Origin of the sequence: Dactylosporangium sp. NPDC049525 (assembly GCF_040676755.1) — a bacterium.
Taxonomy (GTDB): Bacteria; Actinomycetota; Actinomycetes; order Mycobacteriales; family Micromonosporaceae; genus Dactylosporangium.
The window spans coordinates 74,440-99,960 of the sequence record NZ_JBFAPO010000020.1; the positions used below are offsets into that span (position 1 = coordinate 74,440).

A 25,521-nucleotide genomic window follows, 5' to 3' on the forward strand; every position below is an offset into this window, starting at 1 on the left:
CTCCTAGGTGTTGTCGAGTGGTCGATGGAAGATGCACACTTCGCCGGCGATCTCCGGGCTGTTCTCCGGCCAGTTGGGTGCGGTGCCGTTGCGGATCTGCCCGGCCGCCTCGAGCAGCGCCCTGAGTTCGACGCCGTGCCGTCGTTCGATGTCGGTGACTCCTCGCAGTCCGGCGACGAGCCGGTCGGCGGCGGCGTTGGCCCCGCGCGGCGGCAGCGACGGCACCACCACGACTGTGCTCACCCGGTCGGCACAGGTCTCCACCGCGAACGTCCGCAGATCCGCGGTCGCCTGGCGGGCGGCCTCGGGTGACACCTCCGCGCTCGTGGGCAGGTCCTGGATGATCACGATGGGGGCGCCGACCGCGCAGATGTCGCGGGGCTCGATCAGGTCGAGCATGGCGCTCTGGCTGATCTGCAGGCCGATCGTCCCGCCGGTCCGCACGGCACGGCCGATGACGTGCAGCACGGTTGGCGCGGCGACCGGTCCGCCGGCAGCCGCGGCGTCCGGGGCGGCCAGGATGGGAAACTTGCCGTCCCAGGCGAGCTCAGCGAAGAGCTGCACGCCGGAGTCGGCGAGGATGCGCACGCCCCGTTTGGCCCGAGGCGCCGGTTCCGCGCCCTCGTGCTCCGCGACCGGAAACGAAGGGTGGCACTGCCGCCAGAACCTGACCTGGGCGGCCGACGACGACCCTGCGAGCAGCAGGTTCTCCCACGGCAAGTGGTGCAGGTCGGGCGCGATGTCCAGGCGTACCGTCGGCGTCGCCATCTCGGCGGTTTCCTCGAACATCGCCCTGATCTGGGCCGGGATGCCGGTCGCGGCCTCCGCGTACGGTCCGAGGTGCGGGAGCGGCACGGTGTACTCGCTCGGCCGGGACCACCCGTAGCCCAGAAAGTGCAGGAAGCCGTTCGAGCGTTGCAGGACCTCCAGGTGCAGCCGCTTCTGTCCGCCGACGGTCGCGCTGTCGTGCTGCACGTGTACCACGGTGTCGCCGCCCGACCAGCGCCACCGCTCCAGGTCGCGGCGAAACGCCGTGTTCTGGTACCAGTGTCCGGTGACGACTCCGATCAGCACCGCCACGCAGGCAAGTACCACGGCGCCGGCGGCGACGGTGAGGAACAGCGCCAGGTAGACACCGAAGACGGGCTCGAGTGTTCGGTCGGCGCGATACAGCGCCCAGAAGAGGAGCGCGGCGGCCACCAAGCCGGAGACGGTGAACACGGTGACGCGCTGTTCTGCGGTCAGGACCCGTTCACCGCGCAGGGTCCACGGGCTGCCGACCGGCATGGGCAGTTTCAGCTCCGCCGGCGTGCGGGCGGTCAGGCGGAACGCACCCCCGGAGGCCACGGTGGCCAGCCACTGCCGGGCGGTGTCCAGCCGCGACCGCCAGCCGGTGCCCGCCAGCACGTCGAGGTCGCCGGCGTGCTCGCGCTGCCGGGCGTCCGGACCCGGCACCACGGCTGCGACGGACCTCTCGCGGTCGGCCAGTTCACCGAGCAGCCTCGCGGCAACGTCAGGCTTGACGCGTCCACCGCGCACGGCGGTCAGGGCGAACCGGGTGCAGGCGAACAGCCCGCCGATCGGATCGCCGGCCGCGTCGTACCAGGCGATCGCAAGCTGCAGCAGGATCGTGGCCTCGGTCGGAAGCCGGAGGCCGAGCAATTCACCTTCGTCGGCTGCCAGGTCGGCCATTCGGCGCCGGCCGAGGCGGGGTGCCCACCGCTCCAGAAACTCACCGGCCGGCCCGGGACTGCTGACGTCGTCGGCGTCCGGTGGCAGCACCGACCACCCGGGGCCGAGGGCGGCGATCCGCAACAGCAGCCGGAACTGCTCCGATGCCGTGGCATGCGGATCGTGCGCCAGCCGCCGCAGGTCAAGGACACGATCATCGGCGGATGGCGGGCTGCCCACCAACCGGTTGCGCTCCAACCGGTCGAGTGCCAGGTGCAGGTCGTCGAGGCGGAGCGGCGACAGTGCCAGGACGTCCTGTTCCTGTCGCAGCAGCTCGAGCACGGTCGCCGGCACCACCGAACGGGTCCAGCGACGGTGGCAACGCCACCATGCGTGGACGTCCGCGCGTTGCATGCCTTCCGCGGGCATCGGCAACGGCACGGCGGCCGGTTCACACAGTGCGGTCAGCGCCCAGCCGGCAAGGCGGCCGGCCGGCAGCGCGAGGACGGCAGACTGTCCGAGCGAACCTGCCGGCCGGCGCAGCCGACGACGGATCACCAGTTCGGCGATGGCGGCGGCCCGGGCCGTGTGCTGGTCGCCGTGTGTCAGCGCGACCCGGCGTCCCGCCGCGAGCAGTGTCAGCGCCCCGGCGAAATCACCGATGTCGGCCGTCACGTGCGCAAGGGTGACGAACAGCGGCGGCACGGTGCGGTGGCAGTGGCGCTGCGGCATCGGCGGCCGGGTCGGCGCGTTGGCGTGCCAGGCGGCGACCAGATCCCGCACCTGGTCGCGCAGGTCCGACCGGCCGTGCAGGAAGGCGACTACGGCGGATGCGAGCCGGTCGGCGTCGACGTCCGGCAGGTTCCCCATCGCGTCGAGGAACCACTCGTCCAGCGCGTCCGGGTCGAGGACCTGCGGTGTTGCCAGGGTCCGTTCCTCCACCGCCCAGCGCACCAGTTCGAGGCGGATGCGGGGGCGCAGGTGCACGGGCGCGGGCCAGTCCGCCCAGTGTGAGCCGGCCGGCAGCGGGCCGTCCAGCACCCCGGTCGAACACAGCGCCGTGGCCACGCGTGCGGCCTCGTCATGCCTGCCCAGGACCACCAGAGCGCGCAGGTGCAGGCTGTCCGCGAACGCCGCCAGCTCGGCCATGTTCGCCGTTCGCAGGCATTCGATCCAGCCGGCAACGGCATCGGCATACTGCGCCGGCAGCGGATCGCCGCGTTCCTCGGCCGACTCGACCGTCGCCTCGACGGCGGCGCAGTACGAGCCTGCCAACTGGTCGACGAGATCCCGCGCCATCCGGCCCAACCGGGCCGGGAAGGTGCTCAGCAGATCCCGCAGTGCCCGCCATGCGTCGTCCGGCGCCATGCCGCCGCCGGCGATCTGTCCGGCGGTCGCGCGGTCGGCGAGCCAGGCCCGCATCACCGGATCGGGATGCTGTCCGGCGCGCTCGGCGACTTCCTGCCACTCGGCGCTCAGATCGAGGCCGCTGCGGGTGTGACAAACGGCGGCGATCCATGCGGCGCGGACCGCCGCACGAGCCGGATGGTCCAGGCCGGCGACGGCGCCGTCCTCGCCGAGCAGGCGGGCGGTGCGCTGCTCGGCCCACGTCCAGTTCGACGCGAGGCGGGTACGCCGGGCGACGTCGTCCCACAACGCGGATGCCTCGGCGGGCGGCAGCAGCCTGAGCGCGGCGTCGAGCAGGTCGACGCCGATGTCGTCGGGGTCCCGGCGGCGGACGAGGTCGGCCAGCCCCGCGGCCAGCAGCGACTGGGACGCATCGCGCTCGGCGCGGTGCTCCGGTGCCGCGCAGTACTCCCGCAACCGTGCCAGCAGGTTGCGGTTGACCTGAAGGAAGGCGCTCTCGCCGCGCTGGAACTCGATCCACTCCTGCTGTGCGAGCTCCAGGAACGCCTCACCGAACGACTCGTCGTCACCGACGTGCGCGGGACGCAGCATGGCCCGATCGAACCGGCCGAGCAGCGCGACCGCCGGGAGCAGCCGCTGCACGTCGTGGCGGCGCAGCCGCCGCACGATCCGGACCGTCACGTACGGGTCGGAGGTCTCGGCGTCCAGCGCGGCGGCGGTCAGCCCCGGTTCGTCGCGCAGCCAGGTCCGGTACAGGTTGAGGTCGAACGGGTTGTACCTGGCGGACCGGTCGCCGGGCCGGGGCGGCGTCCACGTCACCCGTTCCTCGACCGCGGCCTCGGTGCTGCGGCGCAGGATCGCCGCGGTCAGGTCCTCGTCCAGGGTGCGCCCGGGCATCGCCGCCGGGCTCAGGAAGCGGCGGGCTTCGTCGTCGTCGAAGCCGCGGACCTCGTACAGCCGCAGGTAGTCCTTGTGCGGCGCGAGCCGGTCCGACGGTTCCGGTGCCTGCCATCCGGCGCCGGAGCGGGCCAGGAACCGCCGTCCGGCGAAGACGACCCGCAACGTCGGCAGCACCGCGTGGAGCTGTTCGATGATCGCGAACGTGGCGTCGACCGGGGCTACCCGCGCGCCGGCGCTGTGGACCTTCGCGAGTTCCTCGCACGTGTCGAGGATCAGCACCACCGGTTGGTGCAGCGAGCCGAGGAAGCTGGCGAACGCACGCAGCGCCTCCTGGAACGTCTCCTCCCGCCGGCCGGCGAGCGGGTCGGCCGGCGTGGGCTCGCCACCGAACTCGTGCAGCCGCGCGACCGCGGCACGCAGCCGGCTCGCCTGCAACGCGTACCGGTCGCTGACCGCGAACGGCTGCAGCTCGTCCATGAGATCCAGGAACAGCTGGCCCGGTTTGCGGATCGGGTAGTCGGGGTTGATGTGGTCGAAGTCGATCCGGGCCGTCGGCACGGACAGGTCTGAGGCCACCACCGCGGTCAGGTGCCGCAGCAGCATGGTCTTGCCGGCACCGCCGACGCCCAGGTAGTGCAGCGCCCAGTGCGCGCTGTCGTCCAGCAGCGCGTGGAACTGCTCGACCTGCCCGTCCCGGCGCAGGAACGTGCGCAGCTGACGACGGTCGAGCGTCTGGCGGTGGAGCAGCTCGACCCTGCGGGTGCCGAGGGTGACGACGGACTCGAGTTGCGCGCCGAACACCGGCACGAGCAGGCGGGCCGTGTCGAGCCAGGCGAGGGCCTGCTCGCTGGCTCGCCGACCGACCAGCGTATGGATGTAGATGTCGAGCGAAACGGCGGTCGCGTTCGCCTCGGCCGTTGCGCTGGTGCCGGTGGCGGCCAGCTTGCGCCACCGCTCCAACGCCTGGTTGAGCGGTGTTGCGGCACTGACGTCGGTGAGCCGCTGGGCGATGGCTGCGGTGACCTCGTACAGGAACCGCTGGCCGGGCCCGCCGGCGATGCGTTGCAGGATGTCGAGCCGGGTGGCTTCGGGAACCCAGAAGGAGACGTCTTGCGCGCCGTGGGCGACCTGGGCGCGCGCCTCAGCGACCACCCGGTCACGCAAGGAGTCCGGAAGGTATTCCACGAGGTCCACCAGCGCATCGATCCGGTCCCCCAGATCGGCGATCGACCGTGCGGAGTGCACGGCGACGTCCGCCGTGATCTGGCGCATGTCGGCGCTCAACGGTGCCGCCAGCAGCTTGCGGCACAGGGCGACCCGTTCGGCCGGGTCCTCGACGTCGGCGAGGTGCTTCAGGGCCTCAGTGGCAAGCTCGTCGGCCTTCGGACCGCTGGTCATGGCGGCCGCTACGACCGTCCCGGCGGACCGGACCGGGCCGGCTCCGGCCGTCGTGTCGCGTGCCACGGGCGCCCGCGCGGCGAGGAAGACCGCGAGCTCGGGCTGGCGCCGCGCCGCGTGGTCGATCGCAACCAGCAGGCGCTCGCTCGCCGTCGCGCCGGCCGGCTCCAGCACGGCGAGCGTGCGCACCAGGGTCCGCAACGCCGCATCGGTGTCCTCGTCCCACGCCTGCGCGGCGGCGGCCGCGAGTTCCCGGTCGAGGACCGCCAGCGCGGCGTCGAGCGGCAGGCGGCCGGCGAGGGCGGCCAGTGGCCGGGCCCGGCAATCCGGTGCGCTGATCGCGGTGGCGGTGACGACCGCCTCGGGCACCAGACTGTCGGGCAGGTACGGCGCGACCCGGGTCAACACCCGGCTCCGCTCGGCCTCGTGCGTCAGCATCGCGGCCAGGCGGAGGATCGCGTGGGCGGCCGCCGTCATCTCCAGGTGCGCCATCAGCGGCGCCACCAGCAGCAGCGCCTCGACCTGGCCGCCTGGGTCCTCGACCTCGGCAGCGGCGTCGTGTGCCTGCTGCAACGCGGCGGTGGCCGCCCCTGCCGGCAGATGGGGTACGAGCGCCGTCAAGGCCCGCGCCCGGTCCGATGGGTCGGGCACCGCCGCCGCCAGGTCGCGGAGGTTGGTCAACAGCGCCGGGGAGACGTACGGGACGAGCAGGGTCAGGAGCCGGACCCGGGTCGGCACGTCGTCAACCGCGGCGACCCTTGTCGCGATCTGGTGGTGTTCGGCCGGCGGCAGGAACGCTGCGAGCCGCACGTCGATCTCCACGGCATACCACTCGGGCCGGTGCAGTTTCGGCGCTGCGGCCCGTTGGCAGATGCGCAGTTCCTCGAGCTCACTGAGCAGTGCGTCATGCCAGCCGGGAAGGCCCGCGGCGGCGGCCAGCCGGACGGTCCACAGTGGAGGGAGCGCGAGCCAGGCGAGCGTCGCGTCGTCGAACCGGTTCAGCCGGGCCGCCCGGTCCGCGGCCTGGAAGGCCTGCAACTGCGTGTACAGCTCCTCGGCGGTCGGCATCAGCGCTCGACCCGGTCCAGCCGGACCAGGGCGAGCGCTTGCTCCTCGGCCTCGATCGTGGTCAACGCGCGCACGAATCCGGTCTTGCGGAGCAAGGCGGTCATGCTTTCCAGGTCGAAGGCGTCCGCGAACCGGCCCGGGACGCCGCCGAACGTCATTGCCAGGAACTCGCGGTTCGTGTCGCTCTGCTCAGGCCGCACCCGGTCGTCGAGGATGTGGCGTACCTGCCGGTGGCCGTGCGGGTTCAGCACGATCTGGTTGTACGCGTACAGGTCCTCGTCGGCGGCGACGTTGAACGGCCGCAAGGTCAGCGCATGGGCCCACTTCCATCTCGCCACCTGCTCCACCAGGTCGTGGACCATCTGTTTGGCGTCCGGGTTCTTGGCGACCGTGAGCACGACCGGCACCGGTTCGTCGGCGTCGCCGAACCCGAACGAGTTGAGCATCTTCTTGGAGAACACGCTGTTGAACAGGTCCGGGGCGTACTGGTCGACGGAGTCGAGGAGGACGACCACGTGTCCGCCGCCCGCCCGCACCGACTCGTGGGCGCTGCGGGCGTCCTTCGCCAATCGGGCGAGGTCGTGCCGCAAGGCCAGCAGCAGCGCCCTCGGCGTCGTGGTCCGGTAGTCCTGCAGTTCGAAGCGGATGGCGGGGTCGAGCTCCCGCAGCCGGGCATCGTCGGGATCGTCGGCCGCGAACGCGGCACCGGCGCCGGGCGCGTCGGCCATCCGCAGCAGCCGCAACTGGTCGACCTGCGGATGGCTGAGTCCGAGGATCGAACGGACCTGGACGATCTCCTTCTGGAACTCGATGCCGAGCAGCCTCGGTGACTGGGGCGCCGCTTGGTCGCCGTCGTCGAAGTTCAGCAGCACCGGGATGTTGCCGTCCCGAAACGCCTGCGCGGCCAGCTCCTGCAGCAGACGGGTCTTGCCCACCTGCCAGAACCCGCGGGCGCGCGCCGTGGCCGGGTTTCTGCCGCTGGGCGCGTCGGGTTCGCCAAACACCACCATGACCCGCTTGCCGCCGGGGCGGAAGGCATCGCGATGCGCTTCCAGAAACTCGCTGCGGCCGCAGAAGGCCGGCGACACGTTCAGACCATAGCCGTCGATCCATTCCTCGGCGGGGTGACGCTCAAGCTCCGAAGGCTTGACCGGGTGGTAGTCCGACGGCACGGTCCCGGCCAGGAACAGCGCCGGAAACGCCCAGTCGACGCTCTCCACCGCCGACTGGCCGTCCGCCACGACGGCCTGCCGGGCCTCCGCGGCCGCGGTCAGCAGGTTCTCCCCGTTGACGAGTGCGGCGTTGAACCGGCGCGTGAACATGCGGCAGGCGGTGTCCGACACCCGGCCGGCCATGCCGAGCACCATCGGAATCCCCCGCGCGACGAGCTCCGCGGCCAGCGGCACCAGCGGGTGCGCCGCCGGCTGACCGCCGGCGGTGTCCGCGGTCGAGCCGCTGCGGCAGGCGCTGAGCACCACGATCGGCGGCAGCCCGTGATCCAGCGTGCCCAGCGCGCCCACGAGCTGATCGGCGTAGCGCCGCCGGTCCTCCCCCGGCCGCTCGGGGGTGAGTTCGAGGTAGCCGCGACCGGTGTCCCGGTCCCAGTCGCCGTGGCAGGCGAAGTGCACGAGGTCGGGTCGAAACTCCCGTACCGCGGAACGCAACGAGGTCGTCGTCGCCTGGTCCACCGTCCGGGTCAGCACCCGGCGGCCGCTGTCGCGCAGTTCGCGGGCGAACCCGACGAACTCCGCCGCCGGGCGGATGCTCGGGTCGGTGAGCGACGTGCCGACGACGAACAACACCCGTGGCGGCGCCTCGATCAAACGTGGCTGCCACGCGTCGCCGTCCGTGTCCGGTACCAGGCGGGTGATGACCACGGCGATGCCCGGCAGGCCGGCGGCCAGGAAGCCCGTGCCGTCGTGCATCATCTCCCAGCTGAGCCGTTCCAGGCCGGCGACCCTGTCCCGTCCGTCCTGGGCCGGGAAGGACAGGGCGAGCTCGATGCACCGTGCCTGCAGTTCCTCGGCGGTCTCCTTGATCCAGGTCCACAGTGCCCTGCCGAGCAGCGCGTGGAACAGGTAGGCGCCGAAGCGGTGCGCCCCGCTGGTCCCGTCGACGCGCCGCTCCTCGACCCGCAGCCGCTCGCGGGCCAACGCATCGCCGGTCGCGCTCAGACACAGCCGCCCACACACCGGCTCGCCGAGGCCCGGCGGCTGGCACGGCTCGTTGTCCGGCGGGAGCGGGAACGTGCCATGGGTCGGGTCTGCCAGCCAGCGCAGCGTCCGTTCGGGGGCGCTCTTGCCGGACCGGGGACAGGTGACGCTGACCCTTCCGTCGGCGTCGACGGCAACCACGAACCGCAGGAACGCCGTCACGCCGCCACCTGCCGATCGACGGTGGCACCGGACCCGGCGCGCAGCAGCAGGTCGGTGAGCTCGGTCTGTACGACCGCCGGCGCCGACGCCCCTGCCATGCGGGCGGACCGGGTGCCCTCCTCGCGGCTGCGTGGCACCTCGGCCAGGTAGCGTCCCGCCAGGTCCCGGCGCAGTGCCTCCCGCCGACCCGGGTCGGCGATCGAGGCGACCTGCCGCCACGCGGTCGCCGCCGCGGCGGTCAGCAGGCGCGCGGACCGAAGCCGTGGCCGGACCGCCAGCGGCGCCTTCCCGAGCAGTCCCTCGCTCATGTTCCAGAGCAGGCCGCGATCGGCGTACACCGCGGGCTCCCAGTCGTAGTACCTGCTCAACGGTCCGTGTCCACCGAGTGGTGCGGCCAGCGCAGCGGCGGCCACCGCGCGGGCGACGTCGACTTCGGCGGTGACGGCCGGGACGCGGCCCGGATCGACCGGTCCGGCGGCGGCGCCCGCGTCGACGCCGAGCTGCCGTGCCACCTCGATCAGCAGACCCGTCCGCACCAGCGGCGGCGGATGGTGCGCCCGCTGGCTGTCGAGCATGCGCTGCTCGTCGTCCAGCTCCAGTTGCGCCACGGCATGGACGGCCGCCGGCCCCATGCTCAGCACCGAGCAGACATCGGCGAAGATCTCCCGGCTCCAGCTGCGCCACCGGTCCGGTCTGGCCGCGCCCGCACGCAGCGACGCCGCCTCGACCTCCTCGGCGAACGCGGCCAGCACCGTCAGGTCGCCGGTGAGGTCGTATTCAAGGTGATGGCCGACCTCATGACCGACGCACACGAGCCACCAGGGGTCGTCCAGGCACAGCGCCGGCAGGGCCAGCAGCGGCAGCGGCAGCAGCGCCAGCGACCGTTGCAACACGTCATCGTCGGCCGGTGTCTCCAGATCGGACGACGGGGCCAGCCGTGGGATGGCGGCGGCCGCGTATCCGGGTTCGAGGTAGGGCAGCGGCGCCGCCGCGATCGGGAGGTCCGGCCGATCCCGGCCGGCGTTGCGGAACGGTTCCGCCCAGCAGCTCCACACGATCTCGTCCGCCGCTCGCAGCACGTCGCCGGCGGCCGGCGTGTCCCGCTGGTCGAAGCGGGTCCGGTAGTGCTCGAACAGCTTGCGGACCAGCTCCACCCGCTGGTCGTTGTCCCGGCAGAGCCCGAACACGCCCGGCGCGGGTTGGCCGCCCGGCACGGCATCCACGACGGCGCGCAGGTCGGCCAGGCAACCGCCGAGCACCGCACCGAGCGTGGCGAGCTGGGTCTGATACTGCTGGAGCGCGTCGGCGGCCTGACGCCGGGCCACCCAGTCCGCGATGGTCTCCCGGAGGCGGTCGATGCGACGGCAGGATTGTTCGACCCGCACCCGACCCGACCACGAGCCGTCCAGACCAGCCACCCCCAGCCATCACCGCAGCACTGTGAACACATCACGCTCAGCGACGAGTCTGTGATAGACGGTGATGCCATGCCATCGACTAACGGCCAGAGACGGCGACCGAATCGTCCGTCCCAACGGAAGATCGGCGACTGTCGACCATCCCCCAGGCATGCGTTCGACGCGTGCGGCGACCGGCAGTTTGGCACGCCCGGGCTTGGGCATTCGCTGCCGGTTGGACGTGACGAGGCCAAGGCGGGTGCGATGCGTGGTGTGGCGGTGGTCGGCTCGGGTGGCGACCGCGTTGGTGACGGTCCTGGTGGTCTGCGGTATTGGCTGGGTCAACCGCGCTGAGCTGCCCGTTGCGGCCGCCGCGTTGCGTGGCGCGGACGCGCGGTGGCTGCTGGCAGGCTCCGGGATGCTGGGGCTGTGGTGGGCGTCGTGGGTGTTGCTGTACGCGTCCTGCCGGCGCCTGCTCGGGGTGGACGGCTACCGGCAGTGCGGGCAGTTGGTGGCGGTGGTGCTGGGGTCGGTTGCGGTGAACCTGGTGGTGAAGTCGTCCGGGCTGGCCGGCCTGACGCTGTTCCTGCGCGACGCGCGGCAGCGGAACCTGCCGGTCGCGCGGGTGAGCGTCGGCTACGTGCTGGCGGCATGCATGGCCGAGGGGGCGTTCGCGGTGACGTTGGCGGCCGGCACCGGGTTGGTACTGGCCTCCGGGGCAATGGACCGGGTCGAGCTCGTGGCGGTCGCGGCCTTCGTGGGGTTGCTCGGCGTCCGCGCCGGTCTGGCGGGGGCGTTGCTGCGCAGTCGCGCGGCGTTCGTCGGCGTGTGCAGCGCGCCGGCGCGGTGGCGGGACCGGCTGCTGCGCCGACCGGCCAGGGCGTACGGCGTGGGCGCCGGCGAGCTGTATGACGCGGTGCTGCTGCTGCGCCGGCAGCCGGCCGGGGCGCTGGCACCGTTCGGGTTTGCGCTGTGTGTCGACGTGTTCGGTGTGGCGTTGTTGTGTGCGGCGTTGGCGGCGGTCGGCGGCGGCGTGCGGCCCGGGGTGGCGCTGGTGGCGTACGCGATCTCCGCGGTGTTCGGCACGGTCGGGTTCATGCCGGGCGGGCTGGGGTTCGTGGAGGTGAGTTCCGCCGCGCTGCTGGCCTCGTCCGGGGTTCCGCTGGGGGTCGCCGCCGCCGCGGTCGTCGTCTTCCGGGCCTGGGACTTCTGGCTTCCTCTAGCGGTCGGCGCCGCGGCGGTCTGGTGGCTGCACCAGGACCTCCCGGTCGGTCAGGCGGCGGTCCGTCGGATGCCGGGTGAATGACCCACTGGGTCGCTCCGGCCGGTGGGCGCGGGCGGTGTGCGCGCTCGCCGGGCTGGCCCTGGCCATCATCAACCTTTCATCGGCGACGGTGTTCGTGTCGCACCCGCACACCGCCCCGTCCGGCGTCGGGTCTGCGGTCGCGGCACTGGTCGGCGCGCACTACCTCCTGCTGACCGCCGGGGTGTGCCTGGCCGTGACCGTCCCCGCGCTGCGGCGCGGGAAACGCGCCGCGTGGTGGGCGGCGGTCGCCGGCGCGGTGGCGTCGCTGACCGCCGAGCACGTGCGATCTGGGCAGTGGCCGCGGCTGTTGGCGCCGGCCGGCGTCCTGCTGTTGTTGCTGGCCTGCCGGGCCGCCTTCGTGACCCGCTCCGATCCGGTGCTGCTGCGTCGAGGGCTGGCGGTGCTGTGCATCGGCGAGGCCGCGGTGTTCGCCTACGCGGTCCTGGGCCTGTGGCGGATGGACCCGGACTTCACCCGGACGATGACGATCGGGCCCGCGGTACGTGCCGCCCTGGGCCTGTTGTTCCTGCTGCCGGTCGGCGTCGAGCCGATCACCCGGCACGGGCAATGGTTCGTCGAGTCGGTGCGCACCGGCGCGCTCAGTGTGGCGGTGCTGGGGCTGTGCTGGCTGGTGGCCGGCGTGGTCGGCCGCCCCGGTCACCTCCGGGACCGCCGGCGGGTCCGGGAGTTGCTGTCCCGGTACGCGACCACCGGCGTGGCCCACTTCCACCTCCTCGACGACAAGAGCTGGATGATCACCGCCGACGGCCGCGCGTTCGTCGGGTACAAGGTCGTCGGTGCCACCGCGGTGGCACTCGGTGAGCCGATCGGTCACCCCGGCTCGATCCGCGCCGCGGCCGACGAGTTCGCCCGGTTGTGCGCGCTCAACGGCTGGGACCCGGTCTTCTACCAGGTCACCGAGCAGGGCCGGGCCGACCTCGTCGCCGCCGGCTGGAAGACCCTGAGGATCGGCGAGGAGGCGATCATCGACCTGGCGGCGTTCGACCTGGCCCGCCCCGAGTGCAAGGCGGTCCGATCCGCGGTACGCCGCTGCGAACGTGCCGGGTACCGCGTCGTCGAGCTGGCCCATCCGGTCCACGGCGCCAGACTCGCCGAGCTGCGGGAGGTCTCCGATGTGTGGCTGGCGGCCGGGAACCACCGCGAACGCACGTTCACGCTCGGACGTTTCGACCCCGCGTACCTGCGCACCACCCCGATCGTGGCGGTCCTCGACGCACGCAGCCGGGTGCAGGCGTTCGTCAACCTGCTGCCGTCCTATCAGTCCTGTGACGCCACCTTCGACCTCATGCGCCGCCGGCCGGACGCGGTCAACGGCGTCATCGACCAGTTGTTCGTGGCGCTCATCGAACGGTTCTCCGCCGACGGCTACACGGGCCTCAACCTCGGGCTGGCACCGCTGACCGGCGCCGGCCAGAGCCGCTCGGACCGGATCATCCGGCTGCTGTACGCCCACGCCGGCGCCGTGTTCAACTTCAGCGGTCTGCGGGCCTTCAAAGACAAGTGGCATCCCCGCTGGGAACCTCGCTACCTGGCCTACCGGTTCGACACCCGGCTGCTGGGCAGCGCGGCCGCGGTCGCCCGCGCCGGCGAGCTCCCCGACCCCCGTTCACCCCTCGGCCGGCTCACCGCCCTGCTGCGCCGCTTCCCGGTCACCGTCGCCTTCTTCCTGTTGCAGGCATGGATCATGACAGCGACGGCGGCCGGCCCGGTGCTGCACGCGCAGCTGATCCGCCACTTCGGCCTCGCCTGGCCGGACCTGGTCCACGGCCAGTTCTGGCGGCTGGTGTCGGCGCCGCTGATCCAGACCGGCCCTGGCTGGGTGTGGTCGAACATCATGCTGATCATCGCGTTCGTGCCGGCGGCCGAATGGCGACTCGGCTCCCGCCGCGCCCTGATCACCTTCTTCTGCGGCGACCTCGCCGCCACGGTGAGTGTCCTGCTGACCCTCCGCCTGACCGCGGCGGCCGGCTCCACGGCGGCGGCGCAGGCCATCCTCGCTCGTGACGCGGGGTCCTCCGCCGGCTGCTGGGCGCTGGCCGCCGCGCTGGCCTGGAGCCTGCCCGGCCAGGCCCGAACTGTTGCCGTCACCGCCGTCCTCGTCGTGCTCGGCGCCGAAACCGTCGCCCATCAGCGGCTGTTCGACTTCCAGCACCTGGCCGCCGCCGTGTTCACGGTGCTCGCATACGCCGCGGCGGCGCGGTGGGGTGCCCGCTGGCGAGGCTGACCGCGCCATGCGCGCCGGGGCTTCGCTATCCGACGTGCACGTGCGGCCGGTGGCTCCGGTCGGGCTCCTGGCGGCGCAGTACCTCGCGGGTGACCGGCGCGACCTCACCCTGGCCGAAGATCAGGAACCGCAGGAAGTTGGCGGCCGGGTTGCCTTCGGTCCACTCGAAGTAGATGTGCGGGCGCCGGCCGGTGCGGTCCCGGATGCCGAGCAGCAGCGCCGCGATGGCGCCCGCGACGGCCGGGTTCTGCAGGACCAGGACCCGGTAGCGGCCGTGCACGACCTCGCCGCGGACGACGACGGCGGACGCGAAGTCGGAGGCGTCGGTGATGGCCACCTCGACGAAGATCACGTCGGCCTCGTCGGGGATGTCGTTGTCCGCCCGGATCTGCCGCAACTTGTGCTGGTAGTCCTCGACGGTGCGGTGCGCGGGCTCCTTGGCGACGAGCCGGATCGTGCGCCGGGCACAGTCATGGATGAAGGTGCTGGCGGTCGGATCGAACTGCAGATCGGTGACCCGCAGCTCGAACGACCGGTTGATCCGGGACAGCACCGACACCAGCACGATGCCGGCGATGAAGCACCCGGCGATCTTCACGCCGTCCGGACGTTCGGCGATGTTGGCGATCGTGGTGTACGTGAGGACGGCGGCGATGACCGCGAACGTGCCGCACGCGCGGTGCTGGCGGTGCCGGCGGGCGGACAGGGCGGCGGCGACGGCGGCGGAGGTGATCAGGACGAGGACGCCGGTGGCGTAGGCGCCGCCCTGAGCGGTGACGTCGGCGTCGAAGATGACGGTGATGACGACGGCGACGGCGAGGAACACCAGGACCAGCGGCCGGACCGCGCCGGCCCAGTCCGGTGCCATCCCGTAGCGGGGCAGGTACCGCGGGACCAGGTTCAGCAGGCCGGCCATCGCGGACGCGCCGGCGAACCAGAGGATCGCGATGGTGGACAGGTCGTACACGGTGCCGAAGACCGCGCCGAGGTGCTCGTGCGCCAGGTACGCCAACGCCCTGCCGTTGGCCGCTCCCCCGGCGTGGAAGGCGGCGGGCGGGATCAGGACCGTGGTGATGACGCTGGTGGTGAGCAGGAACCCGCACATGATCAGCGCCGCCGTGGTGAGCAGTTTCCTGGTGTCGCGGATCCGGCCGGTCGGATGTTCTTCGCTGTCGGCCGGGTCGCCGCGGACGTGTGGCATCACGGCCACGCCGGTCTCGAACCCGGACAGGCCCAGCGCCAGCTTCGGGAACACGATCAGGGCGATCGCCACGACCAGCAGCGGATTGCCGTGCCGCGCCGTCAACGCCGCCGACCAGCCGGTGACCATCGACGGGTGGGTCGCGATCTGCCACAGGCCGTCCAGGACGACGATCACGTTCAGCGTCAGGTAGACCCCGACGATCCCGACCGCGATCCCGACCGCCTCGGTGAACCCGACGAGGAACACCGCGCCGAGGAGCCCCAGCAGCACCAGCGTCACCACGACCTCGTGGTCGTGCAGCGCCGCCGGCCAGAACGGGTTCTCGTCCAGGTGCGCGGTCGCGTCGGCCGCGGACAGCGTCATCGTGATGATGAAGTCGGTGGCCGCGAACCCGAGCAGGACCAGCACGAACAGCTTGCCCTGCCAGAACGGCAGCAGCCGCACCAGCATCGCGATCGAGCCTTCCCCGTGCGGGCTCTCCTCGGCGACCCTCCGGTACACCGGCAGCGCGCCGAGCAGCGTGACCAGGACCAGGACCACGGTCGCCACCGGTGACAGCAGCCCGGCGGCGAGCGCGGCGATCCCCGGCTGGTAACCCAGCGTCGAGAAGTAGTCCACACCGGTCAGGCACATCACCTTCCACCACGGGTGGCGGCGGTCCGCGGCCGGTTTGGCGCCGGGTCCCGCGTGCTGCAGCGACCGGTCGTTGATGCCTGACAGCAGCCAGGCGCGGATGCCGGTCATCGCGGCTCCGCCCCGCCGGGGTCGCTGACGGTGGCGCGGACACCGCCGGGGCCGTTGATGCGCCGCCCACCCCACGGGGTGAGACGGCGGGCGTCGCGGTCGTCGGCCATGCCAACGGCGGCCTGCCGGACCGGCTCACCGCGCCGGCCATGCGAAGCGTCGGGTATGCCCTGCACCGCTGGCCTCTACCCGACGGACCGGCATGTAGCAACGGACGGCGGATGACCGCCCGGCGCACGACGTCAGCGCGTCGGCTTGCCGGCGGCGGCGTCCGGGGCGAGCGGGATGGTGAACCACAGGGTGGTGCCGTGTCCGGGTGGGCTGGCGAGCCGGCTGCTGCCGCCTAGGGCGGTCACCCGGTCGCCGATCCCGCGGATGCCGGAGCCGCCCGGGTCGGCGCCCCCGACGCCGTCGTCCTTGACGCGTAGCCGCAGAGCGCCGTCCTCGGCGGTGGCGTCGACGCGCACATTCGTGGCGTGCGCGTGCTTGGCGGCGTTTGTGAGCGCCTCGGAGATGACATGGTATGCACTTGTCTCGATGTTCGGCGGAAGCCGGAACGGCAGGTCGATGTGCAGTTCGGTCGGCACCGGTGAACGGCGGGTCAGGGTCTTCAGGGCCGATTCGAGGCCGCGCTCGGTCAGCATCACCGGGTGGATGCCGTGCGAGAATTCCCGCAGATCGTTGATGGCGTCGGCCAGGTCTTCGGTGATCGCGGCCAGGTCTTCGGTCAGCTCCGGTGACGCGCTCGGTGCCGGCGCCTGGATCCGGCGCAGGTCCAGCAGGAGGGCCAGGAGCCGTTGCTGGGTGCCGTCGTGCAGATCGCGTTCGAGCTTGCGGCGGGCCTGGTCGCTGGCCTCGACGATACGGACGCTCGCGGCGCTCAGATCGGCGCGGGCCTGCAGGTTCGCGACGGCCACGCCGACGAGGTCGGTGAAGTCGGCCGTGCGGGCGGCATCCTCCGGACGCAGTTGCTCCTCGCTCGCCCCCATCACGATCAACGCCCCCCACAGGTTGCCCTGCATCACGATGGGCGCACCCACAGACACCCTGATCCCGTATTGGATCAGGAACGGGTCGGGCACGGACGTACCGTCGCCGACGCGGGTCCACCAGGGCTCCTGCTCGGTGTAGACGTGCATGGCGGCACCGTCCGGCGGCAACGCCGTGCGGGTGCCGATCACGAGGGGAACGGCCCGTTCGCTCCACCCCGCGACGACGATCGCCTCCTTGTCCGGTTCGTACCGCAGCAGCAGGGTCAGGTCGGCGCGCAGGAGTTGCCCGACCTCCTCGGTGACCGCGCCGAACACCGCGCCCGGCGGCGACCCACGGGCCACGAGCGTCGCGATCCGCCGCAGTGCGCTCTGCTCGGCGACGAGGCGGTTGAGGTCGTCACGTTGCATCTGCAACGACGTGGCCATGGCGTTGAACGAACGCTGCAGAATGCCGATCTCGTGCGGCCCGTTCTCAGGCATCCGGGTGGACAGGGCACCGCCGGCCAGCTGATCAGCCATCCCGGCCGCCGCCGCGACCGGCCGGACGATCCCCCGGTTCACGAACGTCGCGAACACCAGCACGACCAGCACGGACCCGGCGAGCGCGACGCCCGCGGTGGCCCACGCCCAGGTGGTGCCGGCATCGGCGCTGGCCGCCTGCCTGGTCGCATCGCTCAACTCGGTCGTGGTGAACTGTGCGAACTCCGCGTCGATCGCATCGACACGCCGCTGGCTGTCGAGCAGTTGGGCGGCGTCGGGTGGCGCGACGCGACCACCGGTCGACGTCGACGTCGACACCTCGGCCATGTACGTCGCGATCTCGTCATTGAGATGCCGGACGCGTGCCTGCTGCTGCGCGTCCTCGGCGACGAGCCCTTCGAGCTGCACCGACTGCGGTGGTATCGCCGCACGGGCCTGCTGCCACGACACCAGGAACCGTGGGTCGTGGGTGATGACGAAACCGCGTTCGGCGCTCTCCATCGACAGCACGGAGGTCTGCAACTGCCCGGCACTGATCAGCGCGGCCTGCGAGCTGCGCGCCGACCGTACCTCCCGGTCCAGCGTTGCCACGGCTCCCAGCATCGTCACCAGCGCCCCGCCCAGGGCCACGGCGCACACCAGGCACAGCACCATCACCCGGCGAGTCAACCCGGCGCCGAAGAACACCGACAGCGACGGACAGTGCCCGAAGCTCGGAATGTGCGCCTTCACACTGATCTCCATTCAGCGCACTACCGCCAACGGGTAGCAGGACATACGCCTGCTGGAGAAGGCGGTAACACGCTGATTGCTTGCATCTATCGGCTCAAATCCAGCCTACTACCGCAAAGGCCGCAATGTTCCGCTCCGTATCGGGACGCGACATTGCGACGGGCCGGGTGCGAGACCTCGGCAGTGCCCTACTGAGCCGGTCGGGTGTGCAGCGTCGGCGCGTGCGTTTGCAGCAGGCCCTCGACGCCCTGCAGGAAGGTTTCGCAGACCAGCGTCGGGTCGAACAGGCAGCCGGCCGCCATCGCGCCGTCGCGCAGCATGACGTAGTGCCGGGCGGCGGACTCGGCCGGCGCTTGCGGGATGCGCCCCAGGACGCGGGTGACGGTGTCCAGGAACCACTGCCGGTGAGCGAGGACGGCCTGGTGGACGGGGTGCGCGGGGTCGGGGTACTCCGCCGCGGCGTTGATGAAGGCGCAGCCGCGGAACCCGTCGGACTGGATCGCGCCGGCGATGCCGCTGCTGATGGCCCGGAGCGTGTCGGCCGCCGGTAGGTCGGCGGCGACGGCCCGGTCGACCTGGTCGCGGATGGCCTGGTCGGCGGCGGCCAGGTGGGCGAGGACGAGGTCCTCCTTGCCGGGGAAGTGCCGGTACAACGTGGCGCGGGTCACCTGCGCCTCCGCGACGATCCGGTCGATGCCGACGGCGTGGATGCCTTCCGCGTAGAAGATCCGGCTCGCCGTGCTGAGCAGCCGGGCCCGCGCTTCGGACGGCCGGCCGTCGGTGTCGCTGCGCCTCATGCGGCCATCTTAGTGGGTAGAACGTTCGGTCTTGACAGACTCGGGCCCGCCTGTCAGGGTCAGGTCAAGACAGAACGTTCGTTCTACCTCGGGACGCCGACCGCCTCCCGCTCAACCGAAGGAACTCTCGTGACCACTGTTGCCGCCTCCCCCGCGACGAACATCGCCTCGGCCCTGCGCCGGCTCTACTTCGTACGCTTCGGATTCGCCGCCATCTGGGCCGTCCTGCTCTTCACGACGGCGTCGGACATCGGGCCGGTCAGCGCGACCCTGCTCGTGCTCTATCCACTGTTCGACGCGGCCGCCGCCATCATCGACGCCCGGTCGTCCCGGGCCACCCGGTCGACCGCCGGCCTGTATGCGAACGTCGTCATCAGCCTGCTCACCGCCGCCGGCCTGGCCGTCGCGTGCTCGTCCGGCATCCCGGCGGTGCTGCGCGTCTGGGGCGTCTGGGCCGTCGTCGCGGGACTCGCCCAGCTCATCGTCGGCCTGATCCGGCGCCCGATGGGCGGGCAGTGGCCGATGATCGTCAGCGGAGGCATCTCCGTGCTCGCCGGTACGTCGTTCTTCATCCAAGCCGGCGCGTCCGATGCCACGCTGAGCAACCTGGCCGGGTACGCCTTTCTCGGCGGCATCTTCTTCCTCGTCTCGGCCCTGCGCCTCGGCCGCGCAGCCAACGGACGCTGACAGCCCTCCCCGTCGGCAAGCGTGCGCGGCGGGCCCGGTCTGACCACCGCCCACTGCGGGAACTGCGCGGCGACCAGCCTGCTCACCAGTTCCGCATCGATGCTGCCGTTGTCGCGGCGCGGTTCCTGCGTGGACACTCAGCCGGCGTTGACCGACGTTCCGCCCCACTCCTCCGGGGCGACGTCAGCGAGGGTCTCGGAGAACGTCCACTGATGCCCCGCCAGGTCCTCGGCCTTGTACTGCCGTTCGCCGTACTCGAAGTCCGTGGGCTCCATGAGGATGCCTGCGCCGTGCGCCCGGGCCTGTTCGCAGTGCGCCCGCGCGTCGTCCACACGCACCATCACCGCGTGCGTGACCTCCCCAGGGCGGGGCAGGTGACGATCTCCCCGCATGTCCGCGATGATCACAGCGCCGTCGCCGAATCGCAGCTGAGCGCGGTGGTTCTCGCCGATCCGCACCTGCTCGACGAACCCGAAAGCCGCAGACAGCCAGGCGACCGCCGCCCGCACGTCGGGATAGGTCAGGACGGGGATCACCGTTGCGGCCGGGATGGAGCGGTTGGCCCTCATGCAATGCCATTGAACACCACACACGCGCGCGCCTCGGACGAATTGCAACCCTCGCTGCGGTTCCCGGCGAACGCTCGAGCCCGCGGCGGTCGGCGTCCGATCATGGACCTGGGACAGCGTGGGAACGTACCGTGCGAGCATGTTCGAAAAGATGCTGGTGGCCAACCGCGGCGAGATCGCGATCCGGGCGTTCCGTGCCGCGTACGAGCTGGGGATCTCCACCGTCGCGGTCTACCCGCACGAGGACCGCAACTCGTTGCACCGCGCCAAGGCCGACGAGGCGTACCGCATCGGTGAGCTCGGCCATCCGGTGCGGGCCTACCTCGACGTCGACGAGATCATCCGGGCGGCCAAGCAGGCCGGCGCGGACGCCGTCTACCCCGGCTACGGGTTCCTGTCGGAGAATCCTGACCTTGCCGCGGCCTGCGTCGAGCACGGGATCACGTTCGTCGGCCCGCCCGCGGCGGTGCTGCACCTGACGGGCAACAAGTCCCGCGCGGTCGCCGCGGCGCGGGAGGCCGGCGTACCGGTGCTCAGCTCCTCGGCGCCGTCCACCGACGTCGACGAGCTCGTCGCGGCCGCGGCGGCGATCGGGTTTCCGGTGTTCGTCAAGGCCGTCGCCGGTGGCGGTGGCCGGGGCATGCGGCGGGTCACCGAGCCGGCGGACCTGCGGGAGTCGATCGAGGCCGCGTCGCGGGAGGCGCAGTCCGCCTTCGGCGACGGCACCGTGTTCCTGGAGCGGGCGGTCGTCAACCCGCGCCACATCGAGGTGCAGATCCTCGCCGACGCCCACGGCAACGTCTCGCACCTGTACGAGCGGGACTGCTCGGTCCAGCGGCGCCACCAGAAGGTCGTGGAGATCGCGCCCGCGCCGAACCTGGACCCGCAGCTGCGCGACCGCATCTGCGCCGACGCGGTGGCGTTCGCCCGGCACATCGGCTACGTCAACGCGGGCACGGTCGAGTTCCTGCTCGACGAGCAGGGCCGGCACGTCTTCATCGAGATGAACCCGCGGATCCAGGTGGAGCACACAGTCACCGAGCAGGTCACCGACCGCGACCTGGTCATCGCGCAGCTGCGGATCGCGGCCGGGATGTCGCTGACCGAGCTGCGCCTCACCCAGGACCAGGTGAAGCTGTCCGGTGCGGCGTTGCAGTGCCGGATCACCACCGAGGATCCGGGCAACGGTTTCCGGCCCGACACGGGCACGATCTCGGCGTACCGCTCACCGGGCGGCCCCGGCGTCAGGCTGGACGGCGGCACCATCCACACCGGCGCGGAGGTCAGTGCCCACTTCGACTCGATGCTGGTCAAACTCACGTGCTACGGCCACGACTTCCCCAACGCGGTGCGCCGGGCACGGCGGGCGATCGCGGAGTTCCGCATCCGCGGCGTGGCGTCCAACCTGCCGTTCCTCGCCGCGGTCCTGGACGATCCCGACTTCCAGCAGGGCCGGATCACGACCGGGTTCATCGAGGAGCGGCCGCAGCTGCTGCGCACGCGCCCGTCCGCCGACCGCGGCACCCGCCTGATGACCTACCTGGCCGAGACCACGGTGAACAAGCCGCACGGCAACCGCCCGGCGGGCGCCGAGCCGGTCGAGAAGCTCCCGCCCGTCGACCTCGCCGCGCCGGTCGCCGCCGGCTCCCGGCAACTGCTGCAGCAGCTGGGCCCGGAGCGTTTCGCCGCGCGGCTGCGTGCCCAGACCGCGGTGGCCGTCACCGACACGACGTTCCGCGACGCGCACCAGTCGCTCCTCGCCACCCGGGTGCGGACCCTGGACCTGCTCACCATCGCACCGTACGTGGCGCGGACCGTGCCGCAGCTGCTGTCGCTGGAGTGCTGGGGCGGCGCCACCTACGACGTTGCACTGCGCTTCCTCGCCGAGGACCCGTGGGAACGGCTGGCGGCGCTGCGGGAAGCCGTGCCGAACGTGTGCACGCAGATGCTGCTGCGCGGGCGCAACACCGTCGGCTACACCCCGTACCCGGTCGAGGTCACGGACGCCTTCGTGCAGGAGGCCGCGGCGACCGGGATGGACGTCTTCCGCATCTTCGACGCCCTCAACGACGTCGCCCAGATGCGCCCGGCCATCGACGCGGTGCGCGCCACCGGCACAGCGGTCGCGGAGGTCGCGCTCTGCTACACCGGCGACCTGTCCGACCCGAAGGAGTCGCTCTACACCCTGGACTACTACCTGCGGCTGGCCGAGCAGATCGTCGCGGCCGGCGCCCACGTGCTGGCGATCAAGGACATGGCGGGGCTGCTGCGCCCGCCGGCGGCCCGTACCCTCGTCGCCGCGCTGCGACAGCGGTTCGACCTGCCGGTCCACCTGCACACGCACGACACCGCCGGCGGGCAGCTGGCCACCCTGATCGCCGCCATCGACGCCGGGGTCGACGCGGTCGACGCCGCGGTCGCCTCCATGGCCGGCACCACGTCGCAGCCCGCACTGTCGGCGCTCGTCGCGGCGACCGACCACACCGACCGGGCCACCGGACTGTCGCTGCGGGCGGTCAACGACCTGGAGCCGTACTGGGGCGCCGTCCGCAAGCTCTACGCCCCCTTCGAGTCCGGCCTCGGCTCCCCCACCGGGCGGGTCTATCACCACGAGATTCCCGGCGGGCAGCTGTCGAACCTGCGCCAGCAGGCCATCGCGCTCGGACTGGGCGACCGGTTCGAGCTGATCGAGGACTGCTACGCCGCCGCCGACCGCATGCTCGGCCGCCTGGTCAAGGTGACCCCGTCCTCGAAGGTCGTCGGTGACCTCGCCCTGCACCTCGTCGGTGCCGGGGTCCGGCCCGAGGACTTCGAGGCCGACCCGGCTCACTTCGACATCCCGGACTCGGTCGTGGGCTTCCTGCGCGGCGAGCTCGGCGAGCCTCCCGGCGGCTGGCCCGAACCGTTCCGTACGCGTGCGCTGGCCGGCCGGTCGCCGCAGAAGCCGGTCATGGCGCTGACCGACGAGGACAACGAAGGGCTGCGCACCGCCCGCCGGTCCACGCTGAACCGGCTGCTCTTCCCCGCGCCGACCCGTGAGTTCCTGGCCCACCGCGACTCCTACGGCGACACGTCCGTGCTGTCCAGCAGCGACTTCTTCTACGGCCTCGAAACCGGCGTCGAACACACCGCCACCCTCGATCCGGGTGTCACCCTGCTCATCCACCTCGAAGCAATCAGCGAACCCGACACCCGCGGTTACCGCACTGTTCTCGCCACCCTCAACGGCCAGCTGCGGACCTTCACCGTGCGGGACACCTCCATCCAGACGGACTTCAAGCCCGCGGAGAAGGCCGACCGCACCAACCCCGGGCACCTCGGCGCCCCGTTCGCCGGCGTGGTCACCCTGCAGGTCCGCGAAGGCGACACCGTGGCCGAAGGTCAGACCGTCGCCACCATCGAGGCGATGAAGATGGAGGCCGCCATCACCGCCCAGCACGCCGGCACCGTCCGGCGCGTCGCCATCGGCAAGGTCCAGCAGGTGGAAGGCGGCGACCTCATCCTCGACATCGGCTGAGCCACAACGCTGGCGCTGGCCGTTTCGAGTGGCCGTGAGCGCCGGTGGGTCAGCCGGCGCTCGGTTCGTGGCCGTCAGTCTCGCCATCAACTCCGCGATGACGCGGTAGCTGACCGCGGCCCGGAGCTCGACCCGCGCGAACCGCTGGGCACCGGGTGGTACCGGCTCCAGCCCTGATCGAGGATCCGAAATCCCGCGTCGAGCATCGGGTCGGATTCACTCGTCACGAGCAGCTGGATCTGGAGCGCGAAGCGGGCGTAGATGCGGATCTCGTCGCTCGGCTGCGGCAGGCCGAACTCCTCGGTAATGGTCGCAGCGAGTGCGTCCTCGTGGCGAAGCCACATCCGAGAGGCGTAGTCCTGGAGCGCGGGGGTCGCCTCCATGAGCGACATGACGCGGCGGCGGAGGGCTCCGTCTTCGCCGGACCACATGGAGACGAACTCAGCGCGGTAGTAGGTCTTCAGCGCTTCGGAGATCGAAAGGCCGTCCGGTCGCTGGCGCACGGCGGCGACGAGTCTCTGGCGCTGCGCGTCTTCCTCGTAGAAGAGCAGTGCCTCCTTCTGGGGGAAGTGCGCGAAGACGGTGGTCGGGGAGACGTCTTTCTCGTCGCCGAGTTCGTCGCTGCCGCAGCATGGACGGATCCCCCGTACAGCTACACCTATCACTACATCAGCGACCTCGGAGTCCATGGCCCACTGGAAGCGCTGGACCAGTACATGTACTCGCCACTCGCATGGGTCATGAACACCGGCTTCTTCCTCTTCGGGATCACGGTGTTCGTCGGTGTCGCCATGCTCAACGGCCTGCGAGGTTGGCGCCGCTGGGCAGTGCTCATCATCGGAACCCTGGTGGGTGTCGGCGGCGTCGTGCTGGCGTTCTTCCCCGGAGACGGCGAGGCCGACAGACAAGGCACCGTCGACTATCACGGTCTGGGCGCCATGGCAGCCATCGTCGGTGGCAACGTTCTGATCATCGTCTTGGGACGCATGCACCGGCACCTCGGCGTCGCTCGGAAAGCCGGGAAATCCATGGTCATGCTCGGCGCGTTCGGGCTCGTCTCGATGGTGGGCTTCCTCGCCGTCGCCGGCTCAGGTGCCAACGTCCTGGTCGGTCTCGTCGAACGCTGCGCCGTCTGTCCGGTCCTCTTCGGCCTCATCTGTGCGGGGGCGTCGATCTGGAACCGCAGCCCCTGGACACGCCGGCGACGCTCCCCGCTGACACCAGGTGAGGGCCATCACGCTGTTGGCGTGAGCGCGGTGAGGTCGACCGAACGGCGCAGTTTCTCCGGGCAGGAATCGAGCAACGGGCGCATCACTTCGAGCGCGACGAGGATCTCCCTGCCGACCTGCGCGGCGGTGCGCGTCACGTCGACGGTCAGCAGGATGCCGCGGAAGGCGTACCAGGCGAGGATCGGCTCCGTCACCCGGTGGTAGAGGTCCAGCCGGTGTTGGATGACTGGCTCGGTGTCGTCGGAGCGGTGTTCGACGGCGGATCGGGCCAGCATCCGCCGCCTGACTGTTTCGTCGTCGGCCTTCAAATGCAGCGCCACGTCCGTGGTCATGCCCAGTTCCGAAGCGACCTTGTATATCGCCCGGGCCTGGTTCATGGTGCGTGGCATTCCGTCGAGGACGTAACCGCCGCCGGTCGCTATGGCATCGGTGAACGCCTCACGGAGCGTGTCGCACACGATCTCATCCGGCACCAGTTCTCCGCGGTCGAGATAGCTCCGCACGGCACGACCGACATCGGTGCCTCGAGCGACGTGATCGCGCAGCATGTCACCCGTGCCGATGTACGGGACATCGAAATGGGCGGCGATCAGCGCGGCCTGCGTTCCCTTGCCGGCGCCTGGCGGCCCAATGATCCCAATTCGCATGATCTTCTTCCTGTTCCTCCTGTGCGGGGGTTGAGCGACGTCGCAAACGCTAGGAACGGCCCGAACCACCGGGCATCGGCATAACTGCCCGAGACGCCACGATCGGTGGTCCAGGCAATTCTGCCTACCCGCCATCCCGCTCAGGCAGGAATGCCGACCACGGCGGCTACTCTTGCTGGAGGCGCGTTGCACACC

The 25,521-nt window shown here is 71.5% G+C and carries 13 protein-coding genes and 1 pseudogene; 5 read left to right on the forward strand and 9 right to left on the reverse strand.

Translation table 11 applies throughout. The features are described 5' to 3' along the window. Window positions 1–3: 3 nt before the first annotated feature. From AB0K00_RS27125 to AB0K00_RS27135, 3 genes are read right to left on the reverse strand one after another with little or no spacing between them, the layout of a single operon-like run. On the reverse strand, window positions 4–6,405 hold the full coding sequence (locus tag AB0K00_RS27125; RefSeq protein ID WP_363525224.1) for an ATP-binding protein: 6,402 nt from the start codon (window positions 6,403–6,405) through the stop codon (window positions 4–6). Next, a complete protein-coding gene (locus AB0K00_RS27130) occupies window positions 6,405–8,780 on the reverse strand; it encodes a CHAT domain-containing protein (RefSeq protein WP_363525227.1) in 2,376 nt (791 codons plus the stop codon). Before AB0K00_RS27130 ends, AB0K00_RS27125 begins: the two co-directional genes overlap by 1 nt. Then, complete coding sequence (locus tag AB0K00_RS27135) at window positions 8,777–10,165, reverse strand: hypothetical protein (protein ID WP_363525230.1); 1,389 nt, start codon at window positions 10,163–10,165, stop codon at window positions 8,777–8,779. The genes AB0K00_RS27130 and AB0K00_RS27135 overlap by 4 nt, the downstream gene beginning before the upstream one ends. 304 nt (window positions 10,166–10,469) lie before the next feature. Here AB0K00_RS27135 and AB0K00_RS27140 point away from each other — a divergent pair, with 304 nt between their 5' ends. Beyond that, entirely contained in the window at window positions 10,470–11,483 is a 1,014-nt protein-coding gene (locus tag AB0K00_RS27140; RefSeq protein ID WP_363525233.1) for a lysylphosphatidylglycerol synthase domain-containing protein, read from the forward strand. Further along, window positions 11,476–13,728: a phosphatidylglycerol lysyltransferase domain-containing protein gene (locus AB0K00_RS27145; protein WP_363525236.1), complete on the forward strand. Its 2,253-nt coding sequence runs from the start codon at window positions 11,476–11,478 to the stop codon at window positions 13,726–13,728. The genes AB0K00_RS27140 and AB0K00_RS27145 overlap by 8 nt, the downstream gene beginning before the upstream one ends. A 25-nt stretch (window positions 13,729–13,753) precedes the next feature. Here the strand turns inward: AB0K00_RS27145 and AB0K00_RS27150 are convergent, their stop codons facing one another. The 3 genes from AB0K00_RS27150 to AB0K00_RS27160 form a co-directional block, all read right to left on the reverse strand. After that, complete coding sequence (locus AB0K00_RS27150) at window positions 13,754–15,676, reverse strand: amino acid transporter (protein ID WP_363525238.1); 1,923 nt, start codon at window positions 15,674–15,676, stop codon at window positions 13,754–13,756. 242 nt (window positions 15,677–15,918) lie between these two features. Beyond that, window positions 15,919–17,880 carry a CHASE3 domain-containing protein gene (locus AB0K00_RS27155; RefSeq protein WP_363525241.1) on the reverse strand — a complete coding sequence of 654 codons (1,962 nt, stop codon included), beginning with the start codon at window positions 17,878–17,880 and terminating at the stop codon, window positions 15,919–15,921. A gap of 188 nt (window positions 17,881–18,068) precedes the next feature. Continuing rightward, on the reverse strand, window positions 18,069–18,677 hold the full coding sequence (locus AB0K00_RS27160) for a helix-turn-helix domain-containing protein (RefSeq protein ID WP_363525244.1): 609 nt from the start codon (window positions 18,675–18,677) through the stop codon (window positions 18,069–18,071). A gap of 129 nt (window positions 18,678–18,806) precedes the next feature. Between AB0K00_RS27160 and AB0K00_RS27165 the strand changes: the two genes are divergently transcribed. Beyond that, complete coding sequence (locus AB0K00_RS27165; protein ID WP_363525247.1) at window positions 18,807–19,364, forward strand: hypothetical protein; 558 nt, start codon at window positions 18,807–18,809, stop codon at window positions 19,362–19,364. A 137-nt stretch (window positions 19,365–19,501) separates the two neighbouring features. Here the strand turns inward: AB0K00_RS27165 and AB0K00_RS27170 are convergent, their stop codons facing one another. Next, window positions 19,502–19,933, reverse strand: a complete 432-nt coding sequence (locus AB0K00_RS27170; RefSeq protein WP_363525249.1) for a VOC family protein — start codon at window positions 19,931–19,933, stop codon at window positions 19,502–19,504. Between the two features lie 139 nt (window positions 19,934–20,072). Between AB0K00_RS27170 and AB0K00_RS27175 the strand changes: the two genes are divergently transcribed. Beyond that, the gene (locus AB0K00_RS27175) at window positions 20,073–23,450 is read left to right on the forward strand and encodes a pyruvate carboxylase (RefSeq protein ID WP_363525251.1); all 3,378 of its coding nucleotides are present in this window, start codon (window positions 20,073–20,075) and stop codon (window positions 23,448–23,450) included. Window positions 23,451–23,536: 86 nt separating this feature from the next. On the opposite strand, the gene AB0K00_RS27180 is transcribed toward AB0K00_RS27175, so the two are convergent. After that, window positions 23,537–24,139, reverse strand: coding sequence for a TetR family transcriptional regulator (locus AB0K00_RS27180; RefSeq protein WP_363525254.1), 603 nt, complete (start codon window positions 24,137–24,139; stop codon window positions 23,537–23,539). Here AB0K00_RS27180 and AB0K00_RS27185 point away from each other — a divergent pair. Then, window positions 24,020–24,559, forward strand: a pseudogene (locus AB0K00_RS27185) (DUF998 domain-containing protein); the annotation flags it as partial. The gene AB0K00_RS27180 and the pseudogene AB0K00_RS27185 sit on opposite strands and share 120 nt — an antisense overlap. 125 nt (window positions 24,560–24,684) lie before the next feature. On the opposite strand, the gene AB0K00_RS27190 reads toward AB0K00_RS27185, so the two are convergent. Beyond that, a complete protein-coding gene (locus AB0K00_RS27190; protein ID WP_363525257.1) occupies window positions 24,685–25,326 on the reverse strand; it encodes an adenylate kinase in 642 nt (213 codons plus the stop codon). Between the last annotated feature and the right edge of the window lie 195 nt (window positions 25,327–25,521).

What these genes read in the sequence shown, in the direction of transcription:
- AB0K00_RS27190 (WP_363525257.1), bottom strand. Translation starts at nt 25,326, where the DNA reads ATGCGAATTGGGATCATTGGGCCGCCAGGCGCCGGCAAGGGAACGCAG.
- AB0K00_RS27125 (WP_363525224.1), bottom strand. Translation starts at nt 6,405, where the DNA reads ATGCCGACCGCCGAGGAGCTGTACACGCAGTTGCAGGCCTTCCAGGCC.
- AB0K00_RS27175 (WP_363525251.1), top strand. Translation starts at nt 20,073, where the DNA reads ATGTTCGAAAAGATGCTGGTGGCCAACCGCGGCGAGATCGCGATCCGG.
- AB0K00_RS27150 (WP_363525238.1), bottom strand. Translation starts at nt 15,676, where the DNA reads ATGACCGGCATCCGCGCCTGGCTGCTGTCAGGCATCAACGACCGGTCG.
- AB0K00_RS27160 (WP_363525244.1), bottom strand. Translation starts at nt 18,677, where the DNA reads ATGAGGCGCAGCGACACCGACGGCCGGCCGTCCGAAGCGCGGGCCCGG.
- AB0K00_RS27180 (WP_363525254.1), bottom strand. Translation starts at nt 24,139, where the DNA reads ATGGACTCCGAGGTCGCTGATGTAGTGATAGGTGTAGCTGTACGGGGG.
- AB0K00_RS27170 (WP_363525249.1), bottom strand. Translation starts at nt 19,933, where the DNA reads ATGAGGGCCAACCGCTCCATCCCGGCCGCAACGGTGATCCCCGTCCTG.